This window comes from Sedimentibacter sp. (assembly GCF_038562225.1).
Classification (GTDB): Bacteria; Bacillota; Clostridia; order Tissierellales; family Sedimentibacteraceae; genus Sedimentibacter.
Genome location: NZ_JBCFAS010000002.1, coordinates 693794 through 710310 on the forward strand (window position 1 = coordinate 693794; position 16517 = coordinate 710310).

At 42.4% G+C, this 16517-nt stretch carries 16 protein-coding genes; 4 read left to right on the forward strand and 12 right to left on the reverse strand.

All coding sequences use genetic code 11. The features are described from left to right. Positions 1 to 21 precede the first annotated feature (21 nt). Together hypD and AAGU76_RS09685 are read right to left on the reverse strand one after the other, a co-directional pair. A complete protein-coding gene (gene hypD, locus AAGU76_RS09680; protein WP_342485273.1) occupies positions 22 to 2394 on the reverse strand; it encodes a trans-4-hydroxy-L-proline dehydratase in 2373 nt (790 codons plus the stop codon). 1 nt (position 2395) lies between these two features. Further along, a complete protein-coding gene (locus AAGU76_RS09685) occupies positions 2396 to 3298 on the reverse strand; it encodes a trans-4-hydroxy-L-proline dehydratase activase (protein ID WP_342485274.1) in 903 nt (300 codons plus the stop codon). A 532-nt stretch (positions 3299 to 3830) separates the two neighbouring features. Between AAGU76_RS09685 and AAGU76_RS09690 the strand changes: the two genes are divergently transcribed. After that, positions 3831 to 5222 carry a sigma 54-interacting transcriptional regulator gene (locus AAGU76_RS09690; protein ID WP_342485275.1) on the forward strand — a complete coding sequence of 464 codons (1392 nt, stop codon included), beginning with the start codon at positions 3831 to 3833 and terminating at the stop codon, positions 5220 to 5222. 43 nt (positions 5223 to 5265) lie between these two features. Here AAGU76_RS09690 and serS read toward each other — a convergent pair whose 3' ends face one another. Further along, complete coding sequence (gene serS, locus AAGU76_RS09695) at positions 5266 to 6543, reverse strand: serine--tRNA ligase (protein WP_342485276.1); 1278 nt, start codon at positions 6541 to 6543, stop codon at positions 5266 to 5268. A gap of 419 nt (positions 6544 to 6962) precedes the next feature. On the opposite strand from serS, the gene AAGU76_RS09700 reads away from it, so the two are divergent. Next, positions 6963 to 7181 (forward strand): alpha/beta-type small acid-soluble spore protein, encoded by a 219-nt coding sequence (locus tag AAGU76_RS09700; RefSeq protein WP_342485277.1) that lies wholly within the window; start codon positions 6963 to 6965, stop codon positions 7179 to 7181. 254 nt (positions 7182 to 7435) lie between these two features. Here the strand turns inward: AAGU76_RS09700 and AAGU76_RS09705 are convergent, their stop codons facing one another. The 4 genes from AAGU76_RS09705 to dpsA form a co-directional block, all read right to left on the reverse strand. Continuing rightward, positions 7436 to 7993: a rubrerythrin family protein gene (locus AAGU76_RS09705; protein WP_342485278.1), complete on the reverse strand. Its 558-nt coding sequence runs from the start codon at positions 7991 to 7993 to the stop codon at positions 7436 to 7438. A 92-nt stretch (positions 7994 to 8085) separates the two neighbouring features. Further along, on the reverse strand, positions 8086 to 9297 hold the full coding sequence (locus AAGU76_RS09710) for a DNA polymerase IV (RefSeq protein WP_342485279.1): 1212 nt from the start codon (positions 9295 to 9297) through the stop codon (positions 8086 to 8088). Positions 9298 to 9367: 70 nt separating this feature from the next. After that, a complete protein-coding gene (locus AAGU76_RS09715) occupies positions 9368 to 9970 on the reverse strand; it encodes a dipicolinate synthase subunit B (protein WP_342485280.1) in 603 nt (200 codons plus the stop codon). 1 nt (position 9971) lies between these two features. Further along, positions 9972 to 10859: a dipicolinate synthase subunit DpsA gene (gene dpsA, locus AAGU76_RS09720; RefSeq protein ID WP_342485281.1), complete on the reverse strand. Its 888-nt coding sequence runs from the start codon at positions 10857 to 10859 to the stop codon at positions 9972 to 9974. Positions 10860 to 10993: 134 nt separating this feature from the next. Here dpsA and AAGU76_RS09725 point away from each other — a divergent pair, with 134 nt between their 5' ends. After that, positions 10994 to 11599 carry a cupin domain-containing protein gene (locus tag AAGU76_RS09725; protein ID WP_342485282.1) on the forward strand — a complete coding sequence of 202 codons (606 nt, stop codon included), beginning with the start codon at positions 10994 to 10996 and terminating at the stop codon, positions 11597 to 11599. A gap of 75 nt (positions 11600 to 11674) precedes the next feature. Here AAGU76_RS09725 and AAGU76_RS09730 read toward each other — a convergent pair whose 3' ends face one another. The 5 genes from AAGU76_RS09730 to AAGU76_RS09750 form a co-directional block, all read right to left on the reverse strand. Then, positions 11675 to 12319 carry a hypothetical protein gene (locus tag AAGU76_RS09730; RefSeq protein WP_342485283.1) on the reverse strand — a complete coding sequence of 215 codons (645 nt, stop codon included), beginning with the start codon at positions 12317 to 12319 and terminating at the stop codon, positions 11675 to 11677. Then, complete coding sequence (locus tag AAGU76_RS09735; protein ID WP_342485284.1) at positions 12316 to 13161, reverse strand: metal ABC transporter permease; 846 nt, start codon at positions 13159 to 13161, stop codon at positions 12316 to 12318. The genes AAGU76_RS09730 and AAGU76_RS09735 overlap by 4 nt, the downstream gene beginning before the upstream one ends. Continuing rightward, complete coding sequence (locus tag AAGU76_RS09740) at positions 13158 to 13871, reverse strand: ABC transporter ATP-binding protein (RefSeq protein WP_342485285.1); 714 nt, start codon at positions 13869 to 13871, stop codon at positions 13158 to 13160. Before AAGU76_RS09740 ends, AAGU76_RS09735 begins: the two co-directional genes overlap by 4 nt. Before the next feature lies 1 nt (position 13872). Next, positions 13873 to 14853, reverse strand: a complete 981-nt coding sequence (locus AAGU76_RS09745) for a metal ABC transporter substrate-binding protein (RefSeq protein ID WP_342485286.1) — start codon at positions 14851 to 14853, stop codon at positions 13873 to 13875. 96 nt (positions 14854 to 14949) lie between these two features. Then, positions 14950 to 15258 carry a hypothetical protein gene (locus tag AAGU76_RS09750; RefSeq protein WP_342485287.1) on the reverse strand — a complete coding sequence of 103 codons (309 nt, stop codon included), beginning with the start codon at positions 15256 to 15258 and terminating at the stop codon, positions 14950 to 14952. Positions 15259 to 15579: 321 nt separating this feature from the next. On the opposite strand from AAGU76_RS09750, the gene AAGU76_RS09755 reads away from it, so the two are divergent. Continuing rightward, positions 15580 to 16503, forward strand: a complete 924-nt coding sequence (locus AAGU76_RS09755; protein ID WP_342485288.1) for an LD-carboxypeptidase — start codon at positions 15580 to 15582, stop codon at positions 16501 to 16503. Positions 16504 to 16517: the final 14 nt, after the last annotated feature.

Sequence of the window (16517 nt, forward strand, 5' to 3'; positions counted from 1 at the left end):
TGCTTCATATGATTCTTATATTTAGTTAAATGACTGTTCTGTTCTTTCTATTATCTCATCCTGCAGGGCCTTTTCAAGGTTGTTGAAGTGGTCTGAGTAACCTGCAACCCTCACGATGAGGTCCTTGTACTCGTCCGGATTTTTCTGGGCATCAAGCAATGTACTTCTGTCAATTACGTTGAACTGAATGTGATGTCCCATCATCTGGAAGTACGCCCTTACCAGTGCCGACACATTGTCAAGACCTTCCTCCCCTGCAATTGATGACGGTGTGAACTTCTGATTTAAAAGTGTTCCACCCGTTGATGTGTGGTCCATCTTTGCGCAGGATTTTATAACAGCAGTAGGTCCGTTCCTGTCTGCTCCCTTCTCCGGAGAAATACCATCCGTAACGGGTTTCTCTGCAAGCCTTCCGTTTGGTGATGCAGTCATCACTGAACCGAAGTACACATGGCATGTGGTTGGAAGCATGTCGATCTGGTACGTTCCGCCGCATACGGTTTTTCTTCCTTTTATTCTGTCTCGTACGTTTGTAAATACGTCAAGCATGATGTCATCGGCATAGTCATCGTCGTTGCCGTACTTTGGAGTGTGATTCAATACAAGGTTGTGAATCATCTCATACCCTTCAAAGTTTGCATCTATTGCCTGGACCATATCCTTCATGGAGAAGCGTTTCTCTTCAAACACATTGTACTTCAATGATGCAAGACAATCGGTAATGGTTCCGATGCCGACAATCTGAATGTACCTTGTGTTGTACTTGGAACCGCCTGCATTGTAATCCTTTCCGCTTTCCTTGCAGCCGGTGGTCAGAACCGACATGAAAGGTGACGGCATGTGCTCGGCAAAAATCTTCTCTATTACGTTGTTTCCTCTTATCTTTACATTTATGATGTATTCAAGCTGCTTGAGGAATGCGTCCTTCAGTTCGTCATAGGACTTGAAATCCTCCGGATTTCCGGTCTTGATGCTTATCTGCTTGTTTGTGTACTTGTCAAAGCCGTTGTTCATGGTCAGCTCGAAAATTTTCGGAACATTCAGGTATCCTGTGAGAACGTAGGCTTCCCTTCCGTGGCAGCCTGTTTCCACGCACCCGCTGGAACCTCCAAAACGGGCATCCTCCAGCGTCTTTCCGGCGTTCAGAAGTTCCTGAATCAGTTCCTCTGTGTTGTAAAATGCCGGCTGTCCCCAGCCTTTTCTTGAAATTTCAACTGCACGTCTCAGGAATTTTTCAGGTGTCTTTTCGCTTATCTGAACGTTGGAGCTTGGCTGCAGAAGCCTCATTTCATCCATGGTATCAAGTATGATGTAGGATACGTCATTTACTCCGTCTTCACCTGTGTATGGATCTATGCCGCCTGTGTTGAAGTTTGCAAAGTCCGTGTAGGTTCCGCTTTCCTTAAGTGTGATTCCTACCTTGGGCGGTGCCGGCTGGTTGTTGAACTTGATCCAGAGGCATTCCATGAGTTCCCTTGCCTTATCGTAATCGATGGTTCCTTCTTCAAGCTCCTTCTTGTAGAACGGATACAGATACTGATCCAGTTTCCCGGGAGAGAATGCATCCCATGTGTTCAGTTCCGTAGTGATGCCAATATGCACAAACCAGTACATCTGAAGCGCCTGGGCATAAGTCTCTGGTTTGTGGGCCGGAACCACGTCGCAGTTTCCTGCGATCCACAGAAGTTCTTCTTTTCTCTTCTGGTCTGTTTCCTTCTGGGCAAGTTCCCTTGCGTATGCAGCATATCTTTGTCCGTATATGATGATGGCATCGCATGATATGGCCATTGCCTCAAGCTGAGCCTTCTTGTCGTAAGCTTCAGGATCATTTAGAAAATCCAGTGCTTCAATCGCTTCTTCAATTTCTTCTTTGAACTGCAGGAATCCCTTGTGATAAAATTTGTCATCTGCAACGGTGTGTCCAGGTGCCCTCTGCTCCATGAATTCCGTGAACATTCCGGCTGCATAGCAGTCCTTCCACTCCTGTGTCATGGATGCCAGTATCTTATCCCTTGTTGACTTGTTCTGCCAGTAAGGAAGAATTTTTTCCGCCTGTACCTTCTTGTCCTCCTCATTAACCTTGAAGTTGATGTACTTTCTTTCGTTCATTACGGTCATGTCTTCAACGGTGTGGGCACAAAGCTCAGGAAATGTAGGAACTACCTGCGGTCCTTCGCTTTTTTCTCCTACTATAAGCTCACCTTCTCCGATGTAGAGCTTTCTGTGTTCCATGAGATATTTGAAATTCATGGCACGCAAAACCGGAGTTTCAACCGTACCGAAATTTTTTTGATAAAATTCCGTTTCCAAAAGTGCCCTTTCCAGGCTTACCCTGGGCTGTGTAGATACACTTACTAGTCTTAGATTTTTTGTTCTTTCTGTGTAGCCTCTCATACTAACCTCCTATTTTTACCTTGTAACCCTTTTTTTCAAACATTTCCTTAAATCTATTCATCTTTTCATCTGAAGGTTTTGACATTCTGTCATCCATGTAGTCAAGACCGAGCTTCTTGTACTTGTGCCTGGCTATGTCGTGGTATGGCAGAAGGTTGACCTTTTGTATGTTTAATCCTTCGATGAATTCGATGGTTTGTTCTATGTGGTCTTCATCAGCATTGATTCCCTCTATTATGGGCATTCTCAGATTGATGTTGCTGTGAATCTGAGACAGCTTTTTCAGGTTATCCAGAATCAACTTGTTAGACATGCCAATGTATTCAGCATGTTTTTCGTCATCCATCAGCTTTATATCATACAGAAATACATCCGTGTAAGCAGCAGCCCTCTTCAGGTTTTCAAAACTAACGGCACCGCTGGTGTCCACGGCGGTGTGTATGCTTCTTTCCTTGAGATTTCTTAAGAGCTCTTCAACAAAATCAATGTGTATAAGCGGTTCGCCGCCTGAAAGCGTAACCCCTCCCTTTGATTTGTCGTAGAATACGATATCCTTAATGACTTCATTAAGCACTTCATGAACTGTGTACTCCCTGCCGGCAATCTGTCTGGCTCCCGGTATGCAGTAGGTTACGCACTTGCCGCAGCCGCTGCACTTATCCATGTCGGTGGTTACGGAGTTGTTTTCAATTTTTACGGCTCCCTCCGGACATACCCTGACACAGTTTCCGCAAAGAACGCACTTTTCCCTGTCATAAAGCATCTCTTTTTCCGTCTGCTGGCTTTCAGGATTATGGCACCACAAGCACCTTAAGGGGCATCCCTTGAAGAAAACCGTAGTCCTTATTCCGGGGCCGTCATGGATAGAAAACTTTTGTATGTTGAAAATATTTGCAGTAATCATATTTGCTCCAATTAGTTTATTCATTTTTCTACATGCAATTTTCAAGCCAAAAATCAGCATTGAAAATTGAACAGCTTAACCATAGAGGAAAATCAATGTATGATTTTTAATACAAAAAAACGCCCGTTTTTTTTACAGTTGTAAAATTTTACACATAATCCATTATAATCAATAATGTCTGCACTTGAAGTATATTACAAAAATCGAATTTTTTCACTTATTTTACTAATTATTCTTTTTAGTATGATTTACTCCTGTGTTGGCAAAATAGATGAGTCCCAATGTTCCGTGTAAAAGAAATACCATCCAAAACAATAACTAAAAATAAAATTTACTTCCAGCAAAATAAAATTTAAACAGTATAAATTTTATTTGAATTATGATATAATAAATACATATCCTTGCTAGCGCTCAGGATGACAAATTCGTGGGTTGTCAATAGTATGAACGACAAATTCTTACATCTTTGTATATGCCCGCGCAAGGCGAAGCATGCACTAATATCCTATATAGATAAATTTCAGAGGCTCTTATGGACTATAAAAATATTTTGAAATTGATTTCAGAAAACCTGTACTGCGGAATCTTCATAGTGAACAAGCACGGCAATGTGGTATTCTACAACCAGTCGATAAACGACCTGGCCGGACTTAAGGTGGAAAGCGCACTGGGTAAGCACATGCTTGAAATTTTCCCAAAGCTTACGGAAGAAACAAGCACCATAATGAGGACGCTAAGAACCGGTGAAGGCATGAAAAATTACGTGCAGAACTACTACAATTATCAGGACAAACGCGTGACAATCCTATCCAGCACCATACCCTTTTATGAAAACGGACAGCTGGAAGGAGTCATTGAAATTTTTACCGATGTTGAAAAGTTCAACTCCGTATCTCCGGCAAAAAGCAGCAGCATCTCTTCACAGGCTGTCTACACCCTAGAAGACATAATCGGAAACAGCAAAATAAAGAAGGAACTTAAAAATAAGATAAATAAAACGGCTGACAGCAATTCTCCGGTGCTTGTGTACGGCGAGACAGGAACCGGCAAGGAGCTGGTTGTGCAGTGCCTTCACAGCGAAAGCAAAAGGAGCAAAAAACCTTTCATTGCACAAAACTGCGCCGCCATACCGAGCACGCTGTTTGAGAGCATATTGTTCGGAACAGCTCTTGGAAGCTTTACCGGAGCCCGTGATTCCAAAGGTTTGATTGAGGAAGCTGACGGAGGAACGCTTTTCCTGGATGAAATAAACTCCATGGACCTGACGCTTCAGGCAAAGCTTCTGAGATTCCTTCAGGAAGGGCACATAAGAAGACTGGGCGAAAACAAGACACATCACGTTGATGTCAGAATCATTGCAGCTCTTAACGAGGATCCTCATGAAGCCATAGCTGCAGGAAGACTGAGGATGGACCTGTTTTACAGGCTGAGCGCCATTAATTTCAGTCTGCCTCCCTTGCGGGAAAGCAAGGGAGATATAATTGAGCTTTGCGATTACTTCCTCAAATACTACAACAGGGAACTTGGAAAAAATGTAAGCGGTTTTTCCGGCGAAGTTATGGATTTCTTCAAGAGCTATGAATGGCCGGGAAACGTAAGGGAATTGAAACATTCCATCGAGTATGCAATAAATATAGCAGAAGGCAGCATAATTACAAAAAAAGATCTTCCGGATTACATCAACCTAAAAAAGAAGAACATCGTAGCGGTTCAGGATGATACAGATTTTGTTCCTGAAGAAGATATGTCTTCAAAATCATTGAGCGAGCAGATTGATCAGTTTGAAAGAAATGTTATAACCAGAGCACTGAGAAAGTATGACTGCAACATATCTAAGACTTCCAAGAAACTCGGCATACCGAGGCAGACGCTCTACTACAAGATGGATAAGCTGGACATCAAACTTGACAAGAACATAGAATAGGTCAAATCAAAAAAATGCGGTTAATTAAACCGCATTTTTATGTTTATTTCATTAAGGTCATTCCACCCATGTATGGCTGCAAAGCCTTTGGAATGTTCACAGTGCCGTCTGCGTTCAGGTTGTTTTCCAAAAACGCGATAAGCATTCTCGGCGGAGCAACCACTGTGTTATTCAGCGTGTGGGCGAAGTATTTGCCGTTTTCGCCGTTGACTCTTATCTTCAGCCTTCTTGCCTGAGCTTCTCCCAGGTTTGAGCAGCTTCCAACTTCAAAGTACTTCTTCTGTCTCGGTGACCATGCTTCAACATCAATAGATTTAACTTTCAGGTCGGCCAGGTCTCCTGAGCAGCATTCCAATGTTCTTACAGGAATATCAAGCGAACGGAATAAATCAACCGTATTCTGCCACAGCTTGTCAAACCACATAGGGCTTTCTTCAGGTTTACAAACAACAATCATTTCCTGTTTTTCAAACTGGTGTATTCTGTAAACTCCTCTTTCTTCAATTCCATGCGCACCCTTCTCTTTTCTGAAACACGGAGAATAGCTTGTCAAAGTGTGCGGAAGTGATTCCTCGGGAAGGATCGTGTCGATGAACTTGCCTATCATTGAGTGTTCGCTTGTTCCGATGAGGTACAGATCCTCGCCTTCAATCTTGTACATCATGGCATCCATTTCCGCAAAGCTCATAACCCCTGTCACAACCTCGCTTCTGATCATGAAAGGAGGAACGCAGTATGTAAATCCCCTGTTGATCATGAAATCTCTAGCATATGAAATCACAGCCGAATGGAGTCTTGCAATATCTCCCATCAGGTAGTAGAATCCGTTTCCGGCAACCTTTCTTGCGCTTTCAAGATCAAGACCGTTGAATTTTTCCATTATATCCGTGTGGTACGGAATTTCAAAATCAGGAACAACAGGCTCACCGTATTTCTGAACCTCCACGTTCTCACTGTCGTCCTTGCCTATTGGAACGCTTGGGTCGATAATGTTTGGGAGAGTCATCATTATTTTCTTGATTTTTTCTTCAAGCTCTGCTTCCTTCGCTTCAAGTTCAGCAAGCATTTCAGAATCCTTCGTTACCTGTTTTTTCAGTTCTTCGGCTTCCTCTTTTTGGCCCTTTGCCATGAGACCGCCTATTTCCTTAGAAATCTTGTTTCTGTCTGCTCTGAGATTGTCTGCCTTCTGTTTTGTTTCTCTGCTCTCGATGTCCAGTGCTATTACTTCATCAACCATGGGGAGCTTGTTGTCCTGAAATTTCTTCTTGATGTTTTCCTTAACTGTTTCAGGGTTTTCTCTGACAAATTTTAAATCTAACATAGTAACCTCCAAAAATTTTACTTACTCCGACCTTCTATCATAAAGTCAGATGTATAACAAACAAAAAAATCTTTCTTCCCTGCATGGGACGAAAGATACCGTGTTGCCACCCAAATTGCCGCCGTAAGGCGACCACTCGTAAGGTATTGTAAAGGATACCGGCCTTCGATTCATCACCGACAGCTCCTAAAGTGGAAAGATTCAGCCTTTCACCGGTTCTCACCAAACACCGGCTCTCTTTGGAAAACTTGAATCGTAGCTTTGATCATTGCTGAAAAATGTTGTTTTGACTATTATATAATATTTTTTTTAAATTGCAAAGCTTTTTCTATTGTTTCCAACTAAAAATATTATAACCGCCTGAATGGTTTAATTATGCTCAAACGGACATAATACTCAATAAAAGAAAGGAGACTGACATGGCTCATAACTTCAAAAACAATATAACTGTTTCTCCGGAAGCAATAACGGCACTTAACCAGATGAAAGCAGAGGTTGCAAAAGAACTGGACATAGCAAAACCGGAAGTTCAGGACAGGGCAAATCTTACCTCCAGACAGAATGGATATGTGGGCGGCTATCTTGATAAGGAAAAACAGCGCTTCAACCTGAAAGACCACGGAACCAATATAATTTAAAAATCAAGGAGGCAACGAAATCACGTTGCCTCTCTTTTTTATATCAATCAATATCTTCCGCGGCATCGTCTGCGGCTTCTGCGACGATTGTCGCATCTACCTGCACCGTAACCCAGGAAGAACCATGGAATTAGGTTCCAGTACATAACATCATTCCTTTTTGTTAATTGTATTTATTATATTCGTTAAAATAACTTATGTTACAATCAAGTTAAAAAAATCACCTGAAGATAATTCAGGTGATTTTGACGCTGTTATTTAAATGCTTTAAATATTTCTCTTTTGGCTCCGCAAACGGGGCACTTGTCGGCATTTTCTCCTGATTCGGTATAGCCGCAAACTGGACAGACGTAGATTGGCTCCCCGCCTATATCCCTTTTCTGTTCTGCAGCCTGTTGAGCAACCTGAAACATCCTGGCATGAATTTTCTCAGCCTCCAAGGCGTAATGAAATGATTTTTCCGCTTCATTTTCCTTTTGAAACCTGGCAGTTTCAAGATATACAGGATACATCTGCTTTATTTCGTGCAACTCCCCGTCAATGGCTCCCTGAAGGTTTTGAACTATGTCCGTATGTCCGAACACAGCACCGGCAGGCACCGTAAAGTCACCCACAACATCCTTGAGAACATTGAAATGATTTTTGGCATGAACCCATTCAGCATAGCCCACAGCGTGGAACAGTCTGCTTATGTTGGGAAAGCCGTCTTTTTTTGCTGAATCGCTCCATATGAGATACCTCATGTGAGCCATGCTTTCTCCTCCATAGGCAGAACGCAAAAAATCAGCTGTCATTGCATTGTTTACACTCATCTTACAGCTCCTTTTAACAATATTCCATATTATTATTGCAAGGGGCTTGTAAATTATTCAATCATCGTTCATGAATAGTATTTTTCAGGCTGTCAATCCTGTTGCTTCTTGCTTTGTTTTTCCACCAAAGCCCCGGACTTAATTATTGAAGAGCCGTACTTTTGCCGGATGTTGTGTATTGCGTTTTCAAGGTGGTCTATTTTATCTTTGCTGCATTCTGCACCTTCGGATTTGGGCAGCTCAAAAAGCGACATCTGCTCCAGTTCACATCTTTCGTTAAAACCGCTGATGCTTATTCCGATAAGCCTTACGGGCTCCCGGCTCCAGTTTGCAAAAAGAAGCTTAAGACCTGCACTGTATATGTCTTTCACCAAACATGTGGACGGCACACTCATCTGCCTCGTTATGCTTTTGAAGTTAGCATACTTGATGGTTATCTGAACCGTGTGACCTTTCTTGCCATATTTTCTGGCAGTCATCCCTACATCGTCCGAAAGCTCCAGCAGTATCTTTTTAGCATCTTCCATGTCTGTTATGTCATGAGGGAGAGTTACGGATCTTCCTATTGATTTCATGCTGCCTGCACCGTGAGGCAAAACCGGCGACATGTCTATTCCGTTAGCCAGCAGGTGAAGCTCTCCTCCCATCTTTCCGAGCTTACTTACAAGATAATCCCTGTCTGAAGAAGCAAGATCCCTGATAGTAGATATTCCCATATTCTGAAGCTTAATTGCAGTCTGTTTTCCCACTCCGTACATGTTTCCCACAGGCATGGGCCACATTTTTTCTCTGATGTCCTTTTCCCACAGCTCTGTTATGCCCAGAGGCTTTTTTATTTCCGAAGCCATCTTGGCCAGAAACTTGTTTTCAGAAATTCCTATGGAACACCACAAACCCAGTTCGCTTTTGATCCTCTCCATGATGCTTTTGGCAGCCTTCAAAGGTTCACCAAAGAGTCCGCTTGTTCCTGTCATGTCCAGCCAGGCTTCATCGATGCTGTTCTGCTCAATGACCGGGGTGTAGGAGGACAAAACATTCATTACCTCCCGTGATTTCTTTTCATAAAAGCCGTGATCAGGGGGTATGACAATCAAATTCGGACACAGCCTGAGAGCGTCCCTAAGAACCATAGCCGTTCTTACTCCGCACTTCCTCGCCTCGTAGCTGGCAGTTAGTATAATGCCGGTTCTGTTTTCAGGATCTCCCGCAACAGCAGCGGGCTGACCCGTTATTTCAGGATGCCTCGTTCCTTCACAGCTTATAAAAAAGGCGTTCATATCCACCAGGAATACCACTCTTTTCATACTTCACCTCAATTTATTTCATCTATAGTATAACCTTATTTTCAGCCAAGTTCAACTGTCATCATTAAAGTTATGAACATACCATACCCTTAGGTCCGCAAATAACAGGCTGTATCTGTGTACCGTCTAGAGCCTTTTCCAGGGCAGGCAATATTTTTTCAACATCCGCAACCATGGAGTTTGGTTTAGCCGAGTAATTATCCTGTCCGAAAGGAACAAAGTAAAAATTTTTAGTATTCAAAAGAGATGCAATGTTCTTGAAGTTCATTCCCAACGCATCATTTGTCGAAATGGAAATGACTACAGGTTTGTTTCCCCTGAGATGCGCCTTGGCAGCCATTAGCACCGGCGTGTCAGTTATGCCGCTGTTAAGCTTCCCTATGGTATTGCCTGTGCAGGGTGCAATCAAAAAAACATCAAACATGTCATGAGGACCGATAGGTTCAGCATCTTCAATCGTGGCTATGGGTTCGTTTCCGGTAATCTGCCGGACTATATTCACAAAATCCTCAGCATCACCGAACCTGCTGTTGATGGACCGTGCGTTGTCTGAAAAAACAGCGTGTACATTTGCCCCCTGCTGCTTGATTTTCACTATCTGAGGCATTATTTTTTCAAAAGTGCAAAATGAGCCTGTAATTCCTATGCCCACCGTTTTTCCTGATAAATTCATGTTAATCACTTCTCTCTTTCAATATTGGATGAATTTCGTCGGCAATGATTTTAGCTGACGCCAGCGGAGCAATCTTTCCCGGAATACCCTGACATATGTGCACATTGAGATTCATTTCTCTGGCATATTCCAAGTCCAGACCTCCCGGTGGTGATGCCACATCAATTATTACAGTGTTTGATGACAGTCTTTCCAGTATTTTTCTGTCCAGAACCACAGACGGTACGGTATTGAATACAAAATCAAACCTGTGTATTTCATCTTCAAGCTGCCTGTACTCAAGATTCTCCATGCCGTTAACATAAATATCAGTCAAATCCTTCCTGCTTCTGGCGCACACGGCTACCGTCATTTCAAGGGCATGCAGCTTGTTTGCCAGAACTTTTCCCACTCTTCCGTAACCCAACACAAGACCATTACTCTTATGAATGTTGATGATGCTGTTATTTACAGCATGGGCTATGGCCCCCTCTGCGGTCGCTATGGAATTAAGGATTGAAAATTCATAGCTTTTCATCAAATCATAATGCATTATGCCGTTTTTCACACAAAATTCTTCTGCATACATGGTCATGCTGCCCGAAATAAGAAACTGGCTTCTGTCCATATACGATAACAGTTCTTCAACAGTCAACGGATTATCCTTTTTATCCAGGACTGTTATGTGTTTGTTGTCCTTTGACATCGGAATGGGTGCAACAACTGTCAATGCCGATTTCACAGCTTGCTCTGCGCTTGATGCAGCATCGAAAAGCTGTGTACCGGATTCAATGATTTTCTCCGCAAGGCCGAAGGTAATTACTTTAAACCCTTCCCTGACGAGAATATCCGCTAAATACACCTGCCTTGAATCACCGCCTATGACAGCGGCATCATACTTTTGAGCCATCAGATTCCCCCTTTTTTGCGTCTGGAATATCATATGAGTCACATGAAAAAAGTTTACATATTTTCAAAGCCCATACACAATAACCAAGAAAAATCATATGATAAATATATAAGTCAATGAAAGGAAAGAATGAAATGTATAACAATTATCCGAATCCGTATTACATGAATACCCCATGGTACAACCCTTATGCCATGTATGGTCCCTGCAATTCCTATCCGCCTCCTTACGGCGCAGGCAGCAGCGGTCGTTACTACTCGAACCAGGACAAAAGCAGGCGTTTGATCGGTGCACTGGTTCACGATACAACACAGAACATGCAGGTGCAGATAAAAGATTACGGACCTGAACCTTTTACTGTAAATATCAATGAAATAACCAAGGATAACAGCAATTTCAGAACTGCTCTATGGACTGGAGACGGTCTTCAGCTCACACTGATGAGCATAAACCCCGGCGATGAAATAGGTTTGGAGATGCACCCTGACCTTGATCAATTCATCCGTATTGAAGAAGGCGAAGGTATGGTAATGATGGGAGACATCCAGGACAATTTGGACTACCGTGAAGAGGTGTATGATGACTTTGCTTTCATCATCCCGGCAGGCAAATGGCATAACCTGGTTAACACGGGAAGAATACCAATCAAATTATATTCAATTTATGCTCCCCCGCAGCACCCCCACGGAACTGTCCACAGAACCAGGGCAGAAGCTGAGGCAGCAGAAGAACATCAATAATTTAACTGCAACGAAAAGCAGCCTGTCGACTGACAGGCTGCTGCTATTTTTTCCCAAGGTGCAAAACTGCAGAAATTATTTGTAAGAAAGTGAATTTGTGGCAAGGTAATAGTAGGTCTGACCCAGTTCTTCATAAGACCCAAAAGTGCCAACCAGCTCAATTATTGTGTTATTTTCCGGATACTCGTCAGGATAAACATGGGTATTGTCGTCCCAGACAAACTCCAAACCGTTGGAACAGCAGGCTGTTGCATCACTGATGATCACAGCATGATAATACTTGCCCGTTTCATTCAGGTAGAATGAATAGTACAGACCTATGATTTTTATTGTTTTTCCCATATAGTCATCCGGGTTCATCATCATGTTGTACACTTCCGAATACACCATTGTGCTGCTCATCAGTGTTAAATCCACATCAACATTTTCATTTGAACCGCTTGCATTATCATCAGAGGAGGAATCTTCAGAACTTTCCTGTATGTCCTCATCTGCAGCAGCATCAGTGACATCCGTATATTTGTCCGCCGCATTGACGTTTTTTGCGTCATTTGCACTGCTGTAATATGAATTATCATTCTTGCCGCCATTAGTCTTTGTTTTCTGAACCGCGCTGTTAATCTGTGAATCCACCACTTGCGAAACCTGTGAGTTGCTGTTTGTGCATGCGCACAGCAAGCAGGCGCATGCTATCATTATCATTGATATCACTTTTTTCATTTTACAATACCTCCCATCATTAATCCAATCAACTCCATCACTATGAATAAACCGATATTTGCAGCAACAATTGTAGAGCCCACAGGGGTCCCCGCCATGATGGAAATCAATATTCCGGACATAGCACAGAGCACTGCAATGAATGCAGAACTCGTTATAACTGACCTGAAACTTTTAAATACCCGCATGGAAGAAATCGCAGGAAAAATTATAAGCGCCGAAATAAGCAATGCGCCCACAAGATTCATGGCAAGCACAATGACGACTGCTGTAATAACAGCTAAGAGCATGTTGTACAAATCCGACTTAACGCCTGTTGCCTTGGAAAAGTCCTCATCAAATGTTATGGCAAATATTTTGTTATAAAAAATGATGAAAACCAACAGGACAATAACCGATAATGCCGCACACAACACTACTTCTGATTTCGACAATGTAAGAATTGATGTGGAACCAAACAGTGTGCTGCATACATCACCGCTTATGTTGGCCGATGATGAAAAAATGTTCAAAAGAAGATACCCGACAGCCAATGCTCCTACAGACAGCATTGCGACAGCTGCATCTCCTTTTATTCTTGCATTTTTGCTGCTTTTGATCAATAGCACTGCGCACAGAATTGTTACCGGGAGAGTAATATAGACATCGGCGGTAACATTAAATATGGCAGCAACCGCCGTTGCTCCGAAAGCCACATGGGAAAGCCCGTCTCCTATCATGGAATATCTTTTCAGCACAAGAGTCACACCCAGAAGAGAAGTGCTCAGGGCAATCAGTACGCCTACAATCAATGCATATCTGACAAAAGGAAATTGAAAATAATAAAAGAGCTTTTCCATCATCGGTTTCCACCTTTCTTTCCTGCAAAGATACTTCCTGTTTCGGAACTCAAATAATCCTCTTTTTTCCCAAAGAACAAAGGAGTGTCGCTTACATTCAGAATATGTGTTGCGTAGTCTAAAGCTGCTTCTATGTCATGAGACACCATAATAACGGTAATGTTTTCATTCTTGTTGAGTTTCTCAACAATGTCGTACATATCGTATGTTGCATTTGGATCCAGGCCCGTAACCGGTTCATCCATGATTAACAGTTTTTTTGCAGCACACAGGGCACGTGCCAGCAGCACTCTTTGCTGCTGACCTCCCGAAAGTTCCCTGTAACACCTTTTTTCAAGATTTTTTATGTTAAGTTTCTCCATAACACTACTTACAGCTGCCTTTTCCGCTTTGCTGAAAAAGGGTCTCATACCGCAGGTGTTAAGGCATCCTGACAATATTACTTCTCTCACTGAAGCCGGAAAGTCCCTATGTATTTCTGTTTGCTGCGGCATATATCCGATTTCATTATGCTTTAAACCGTCACCAAATGTTATTTCACCATTGGCAGCTTTCTTGAGCCCTATTAAGGTCTTAATCAAAGTTGATTTACCGGAGCCATTTTCACCAACAATGCACAGATAGTCTCCCTGAAACACATCAAAATTGAGATTCGAAACTACCACCCTGTTATCATACGACAAATTTGTTTTTCTGCACGTTATCAATGCCATGTCAGTTCAAAGCCTCCTTCATTACTTGAAGGTTTGCAGCCATGACATCCATATAGGTCATTCCCGCGTCAATTTCCTTCCTTGATACAGACTGCAGAGAATTTAAAGTCATGACTGATGCGTTGCGCTTTGAAGAATTCTCTATTACCGTTTTTGCTATGGAACCGTCCGAACCGTCTATGATAAGCACAACCGGGAGCTTTAATTCGTCTGTCTTTTCCGCAAGGTACGCTATAGTTTCAAAACTTGCCTCTGTTTCTGCAGAACACCCTACAAAAGCTGCATAATAATCAAGTCCGTAATCATCTGCCATATACCTGAAAGGGAACCTGTCTGCCACAAGGATTGTCTTTCTTTTGGCGTTTTCGATCATCTTTATATATTCATTATCAAGACTTTTAAGTTTTTCAACATACACATCCGCATTCTTGGAATAGTAGCCGGAATTTTCCGGATCAATATCACAAAGTTCACTACAGATGGCTTTTACAATAATCTCTGCATTTCTAAGCGAAAGCCATACGTGTTCATCAAATTCCAGACCTTCCTCCTCTTCGCCTTCTTCCTCTTCCTCATTTTCCATTCCTTCTACAATTTCTTCTTCCTTCATTTCAACCACATCCACAAGAGCAAGATAATTAAGCTTTCCTTCGCCTGATTGCTTTACCAGATCCTCAACCCACGCTTCTGATTCTCCTCCTGTATAAATGAACAGATCGCTTGAATTCACCTTTATTATGTCATCTGCCGATGCCTGGAAATTATGCATATCCACACCGCTTTCAGCTAAATATGCAACTTCTATCCCTGCAAGATTATCTCCAATAATCTGCCTGGTAAAATCGTACTGTGGAAATGATGTACAAACTATATTCAAAGTTTTAACGGTTTTTGTGTTGCCTTCAAAAGCACATGCGCACAAAAACACTGCTGACAGAGCAACAACTGCAGCTAGGTTTAATATTTTACTTACTTTTTTCATCCTTGGACCTCCAATATTCAATATTTTAATAATCTGCCTGTAATACGGCACGAAAACAAGACGGTCAAAACCGCCATGAAATATGAAAATTGTATTTTAATTGTCCATCCTTACCTTGTCCATAACGAGTGTCCGCCCGGGAAATGGGCTAATAGAATCAGCAATCATAATCCTGTTGCTGAGCAATGCCGTGAAAAAAGCGGCAACAACTGTCATAATCGCTGCAGCGAATTGTTTTGTCAAAGCTTCAGCCACATGTAATTCATGACACGTCAGGCATTTAGCACCTGTGCATTCATGGAGAAAATGTGCAGCCGTAAAAATCGTGAAAAACATCATCACAAAGATCATGCAAAATAAAAGAAGACCTGCAATACATTTTAAATGTTTCAATTTGTGATTCATTTTTCCATTCCTCTTCCATTCAATCTAATAACGTTGTAAATGCTTCTCACTTAGTGTTTATCCGCTTACCCAATGCGTTTAATACCTTCATTTCTTGTTAAGAAACTGAGCAAAATATGTAATAATCATAATACTACCTTCTTTCGATGTACCTTGTCAAGTAACCAAAGTGGTAATAACTACAATTTCCGGTCATATTTGAGGTTAGTTTGTCAAAAAAAGATATAATTGACACAACCATTAATTAATGTTGTAAACCAAAGACTTATTCTTCATATACTGATATGAACAGCTTAAAATATAATAACAGGAGGCATAAAAATGGCCACCAGACCACCTATTTTGCGGGCAGGTGACACCGTTGGAATCGTCACGCTCGGCAGTCCACGTGATGAGGCCACCATAAACAACAGAATAGCGTTTCTTGAAAGATTGGGATTCAATGTAGTTGTGGGAAGATATGTGTATTCATGGTCAGGTTATGTGGCTGCCACACCCGAGCAACGGGCTTCTGACCTCATGAGCATGTTTGAAAACCCAGAGGTGAGAGCCATAATCCCCACACGTGGAGGCGTTGGTGTAGCAGACATAATTCAATATCTCGATTATGATGTAATATCACGAAATCCAAAAATAATAACCGGCTACAGCGATATTACGGTTTTGCTGAATGTGCTGTACATAGCGGCAAATCTGATAACCTTTCACAGTCTTTTGCTCATAGACTTCAGAGAAACAACCCCTGCTTACAATTTCAACCAATTCTTTACGGCAACATCAACCCTGACCTCACCAAGAAGGCTTGAAAATCCTCCGGAAATCCCTCAGGTAAGCAGAATTCCCGGAGACGTTACAGGACCGATTGTTGGCGGAAACCTCACATCCTTTGTAGATACGCTTGGAACACCTTTCGAAGTCGACACCACAGGAAGAATTTTGTTCATAGAAGAGACCCACGAGCCGGTTAGCCATGTGTACAGAATGATAACACACCTGGAACGTGCCGGAAAATTCCGTGACTGTGCAGGCATCATTATAGGTGAATGCACAGGCTGCGAAGATGCTTACGGCAAATCGTACGAAGACCTTATAAACGAGGTGCTGATTCCCATTGGCAAACCGCTTATGACAAACCTTGCCTCAGGCCACGGCATGTACAAGATGGCAATACCCATAGGAGCCGTGACAAACCTGAACACCTACAACAACACCCTCACGGTCCTCGAACCCACTGTCAGCCTGTAGACCGGCATCAATAA

Coding starts and splice junctions, on each gene's coding strand:
- AAGU76_RS09700 (WP_342485277.1), top strand. CDS start 6,963: ATGGCTCATAACTTCAAAAACAATATAACTGTTTCTCCGGAAGCAATA.
- AAGU76_RS09735 (WP_342485284.1), bottom strand. CDS start 13,161: ATGATGGAAAAGCTCTTTTATTATTTTCAATTTCCTTTTGTCAGATAT.
- AAGU76_RS09740 (WP_342485285.1), bottom strand. CDS start 13,871: ATGGCATTGATAACGTGCAGAAAAACAAATTTGTCGTATGATAACAGG.
- AAGU76_RS09750 (WP_342485287.1), bottom strand. CDS start 15,258: ATGAATCACAAATTGAAACATTTAAAATGTATTGCAGGTCTTCTTTTA.
- AAGU76_RS09730 (WP_342485283.1), bottom strand. CDS start 12,319: ATGAAAAAAGTGATATCAATGATAATGATAGCATGCGCCTGCTTGCTG.
- AAGU76_RS09685 (WP_342485274.1), bottom strand. CDS start 3,298: ATGATTACTGCAAATATTTTCAACATACAAAAGTTTTCTATCCATGAC.
- AAGU76_RS09755 (WP_342485288.1), top strand. CDS start 15,580: ATGGCCACCAGACCACCTATTTTGCGGGCAGGTGACACCGTTGGAATC.
- AAGU76_RS09715 (WP_342485280.1), bottom strand. CDS start 9,970: ATGAATTTATCAGGAAAAACGGTGGGCATAGGAATTACAGGCTCATTT.
- serS (WP_342485276.1), bottom strand. CDS start 6,543: ATGTTAGATTTAAAATTTGTCAGAGAAAACCCTGAAACAGTTAAGGAA.
- AAGU76_RS09725 (WP_342485282.1), top strand. CDS start 10,994: ATGTATAACAATTATCCGAATCCGTATTACATGAATACCCCATGGTAC.
- AAGU76_RS09705 (WP_342485278.1), bottom strand. CDS start 7,993: ATGAGTGTAAACAATGCAATGACAGCTGATTTTTTGCGTTCTGCCTAT.
- AAGU76_RS09710 (WP_342485279.1), bottom strand. CDS start 9,297: ATGAAAAGAGTGGTATTCCTGGTGGATATGAACGCCTTTTTTATAAGC.
- dpsA (WP_342485281.1), bottom strand. CDS start 10,859: ATGGCTCAAAAGTATGATGCCGCTGTCATAGGCGGTGATTCAAGGCAG.
- AAGU76_RS09690 (WP_342485275.1), top strand. CDS start 3,831: ATGGACTATAAAAATATTTTGAAATTGATTTCAGAAAACCTGTACTGC.
- hypD (WP_342485273.1), bottom strand. CDS start 2,394: ATGAGAGGCTACACAGAAAGAACAAAAAATCTAAGACTAGTAAGTGTA.
- AAGU76_RS09745 (WP_342485286.1), bottom strand. CDS start 14,853: ATGAAAAAAGTAAGTAAAATATTAAACCTAGCTGCAGTTGTTGCTCTG.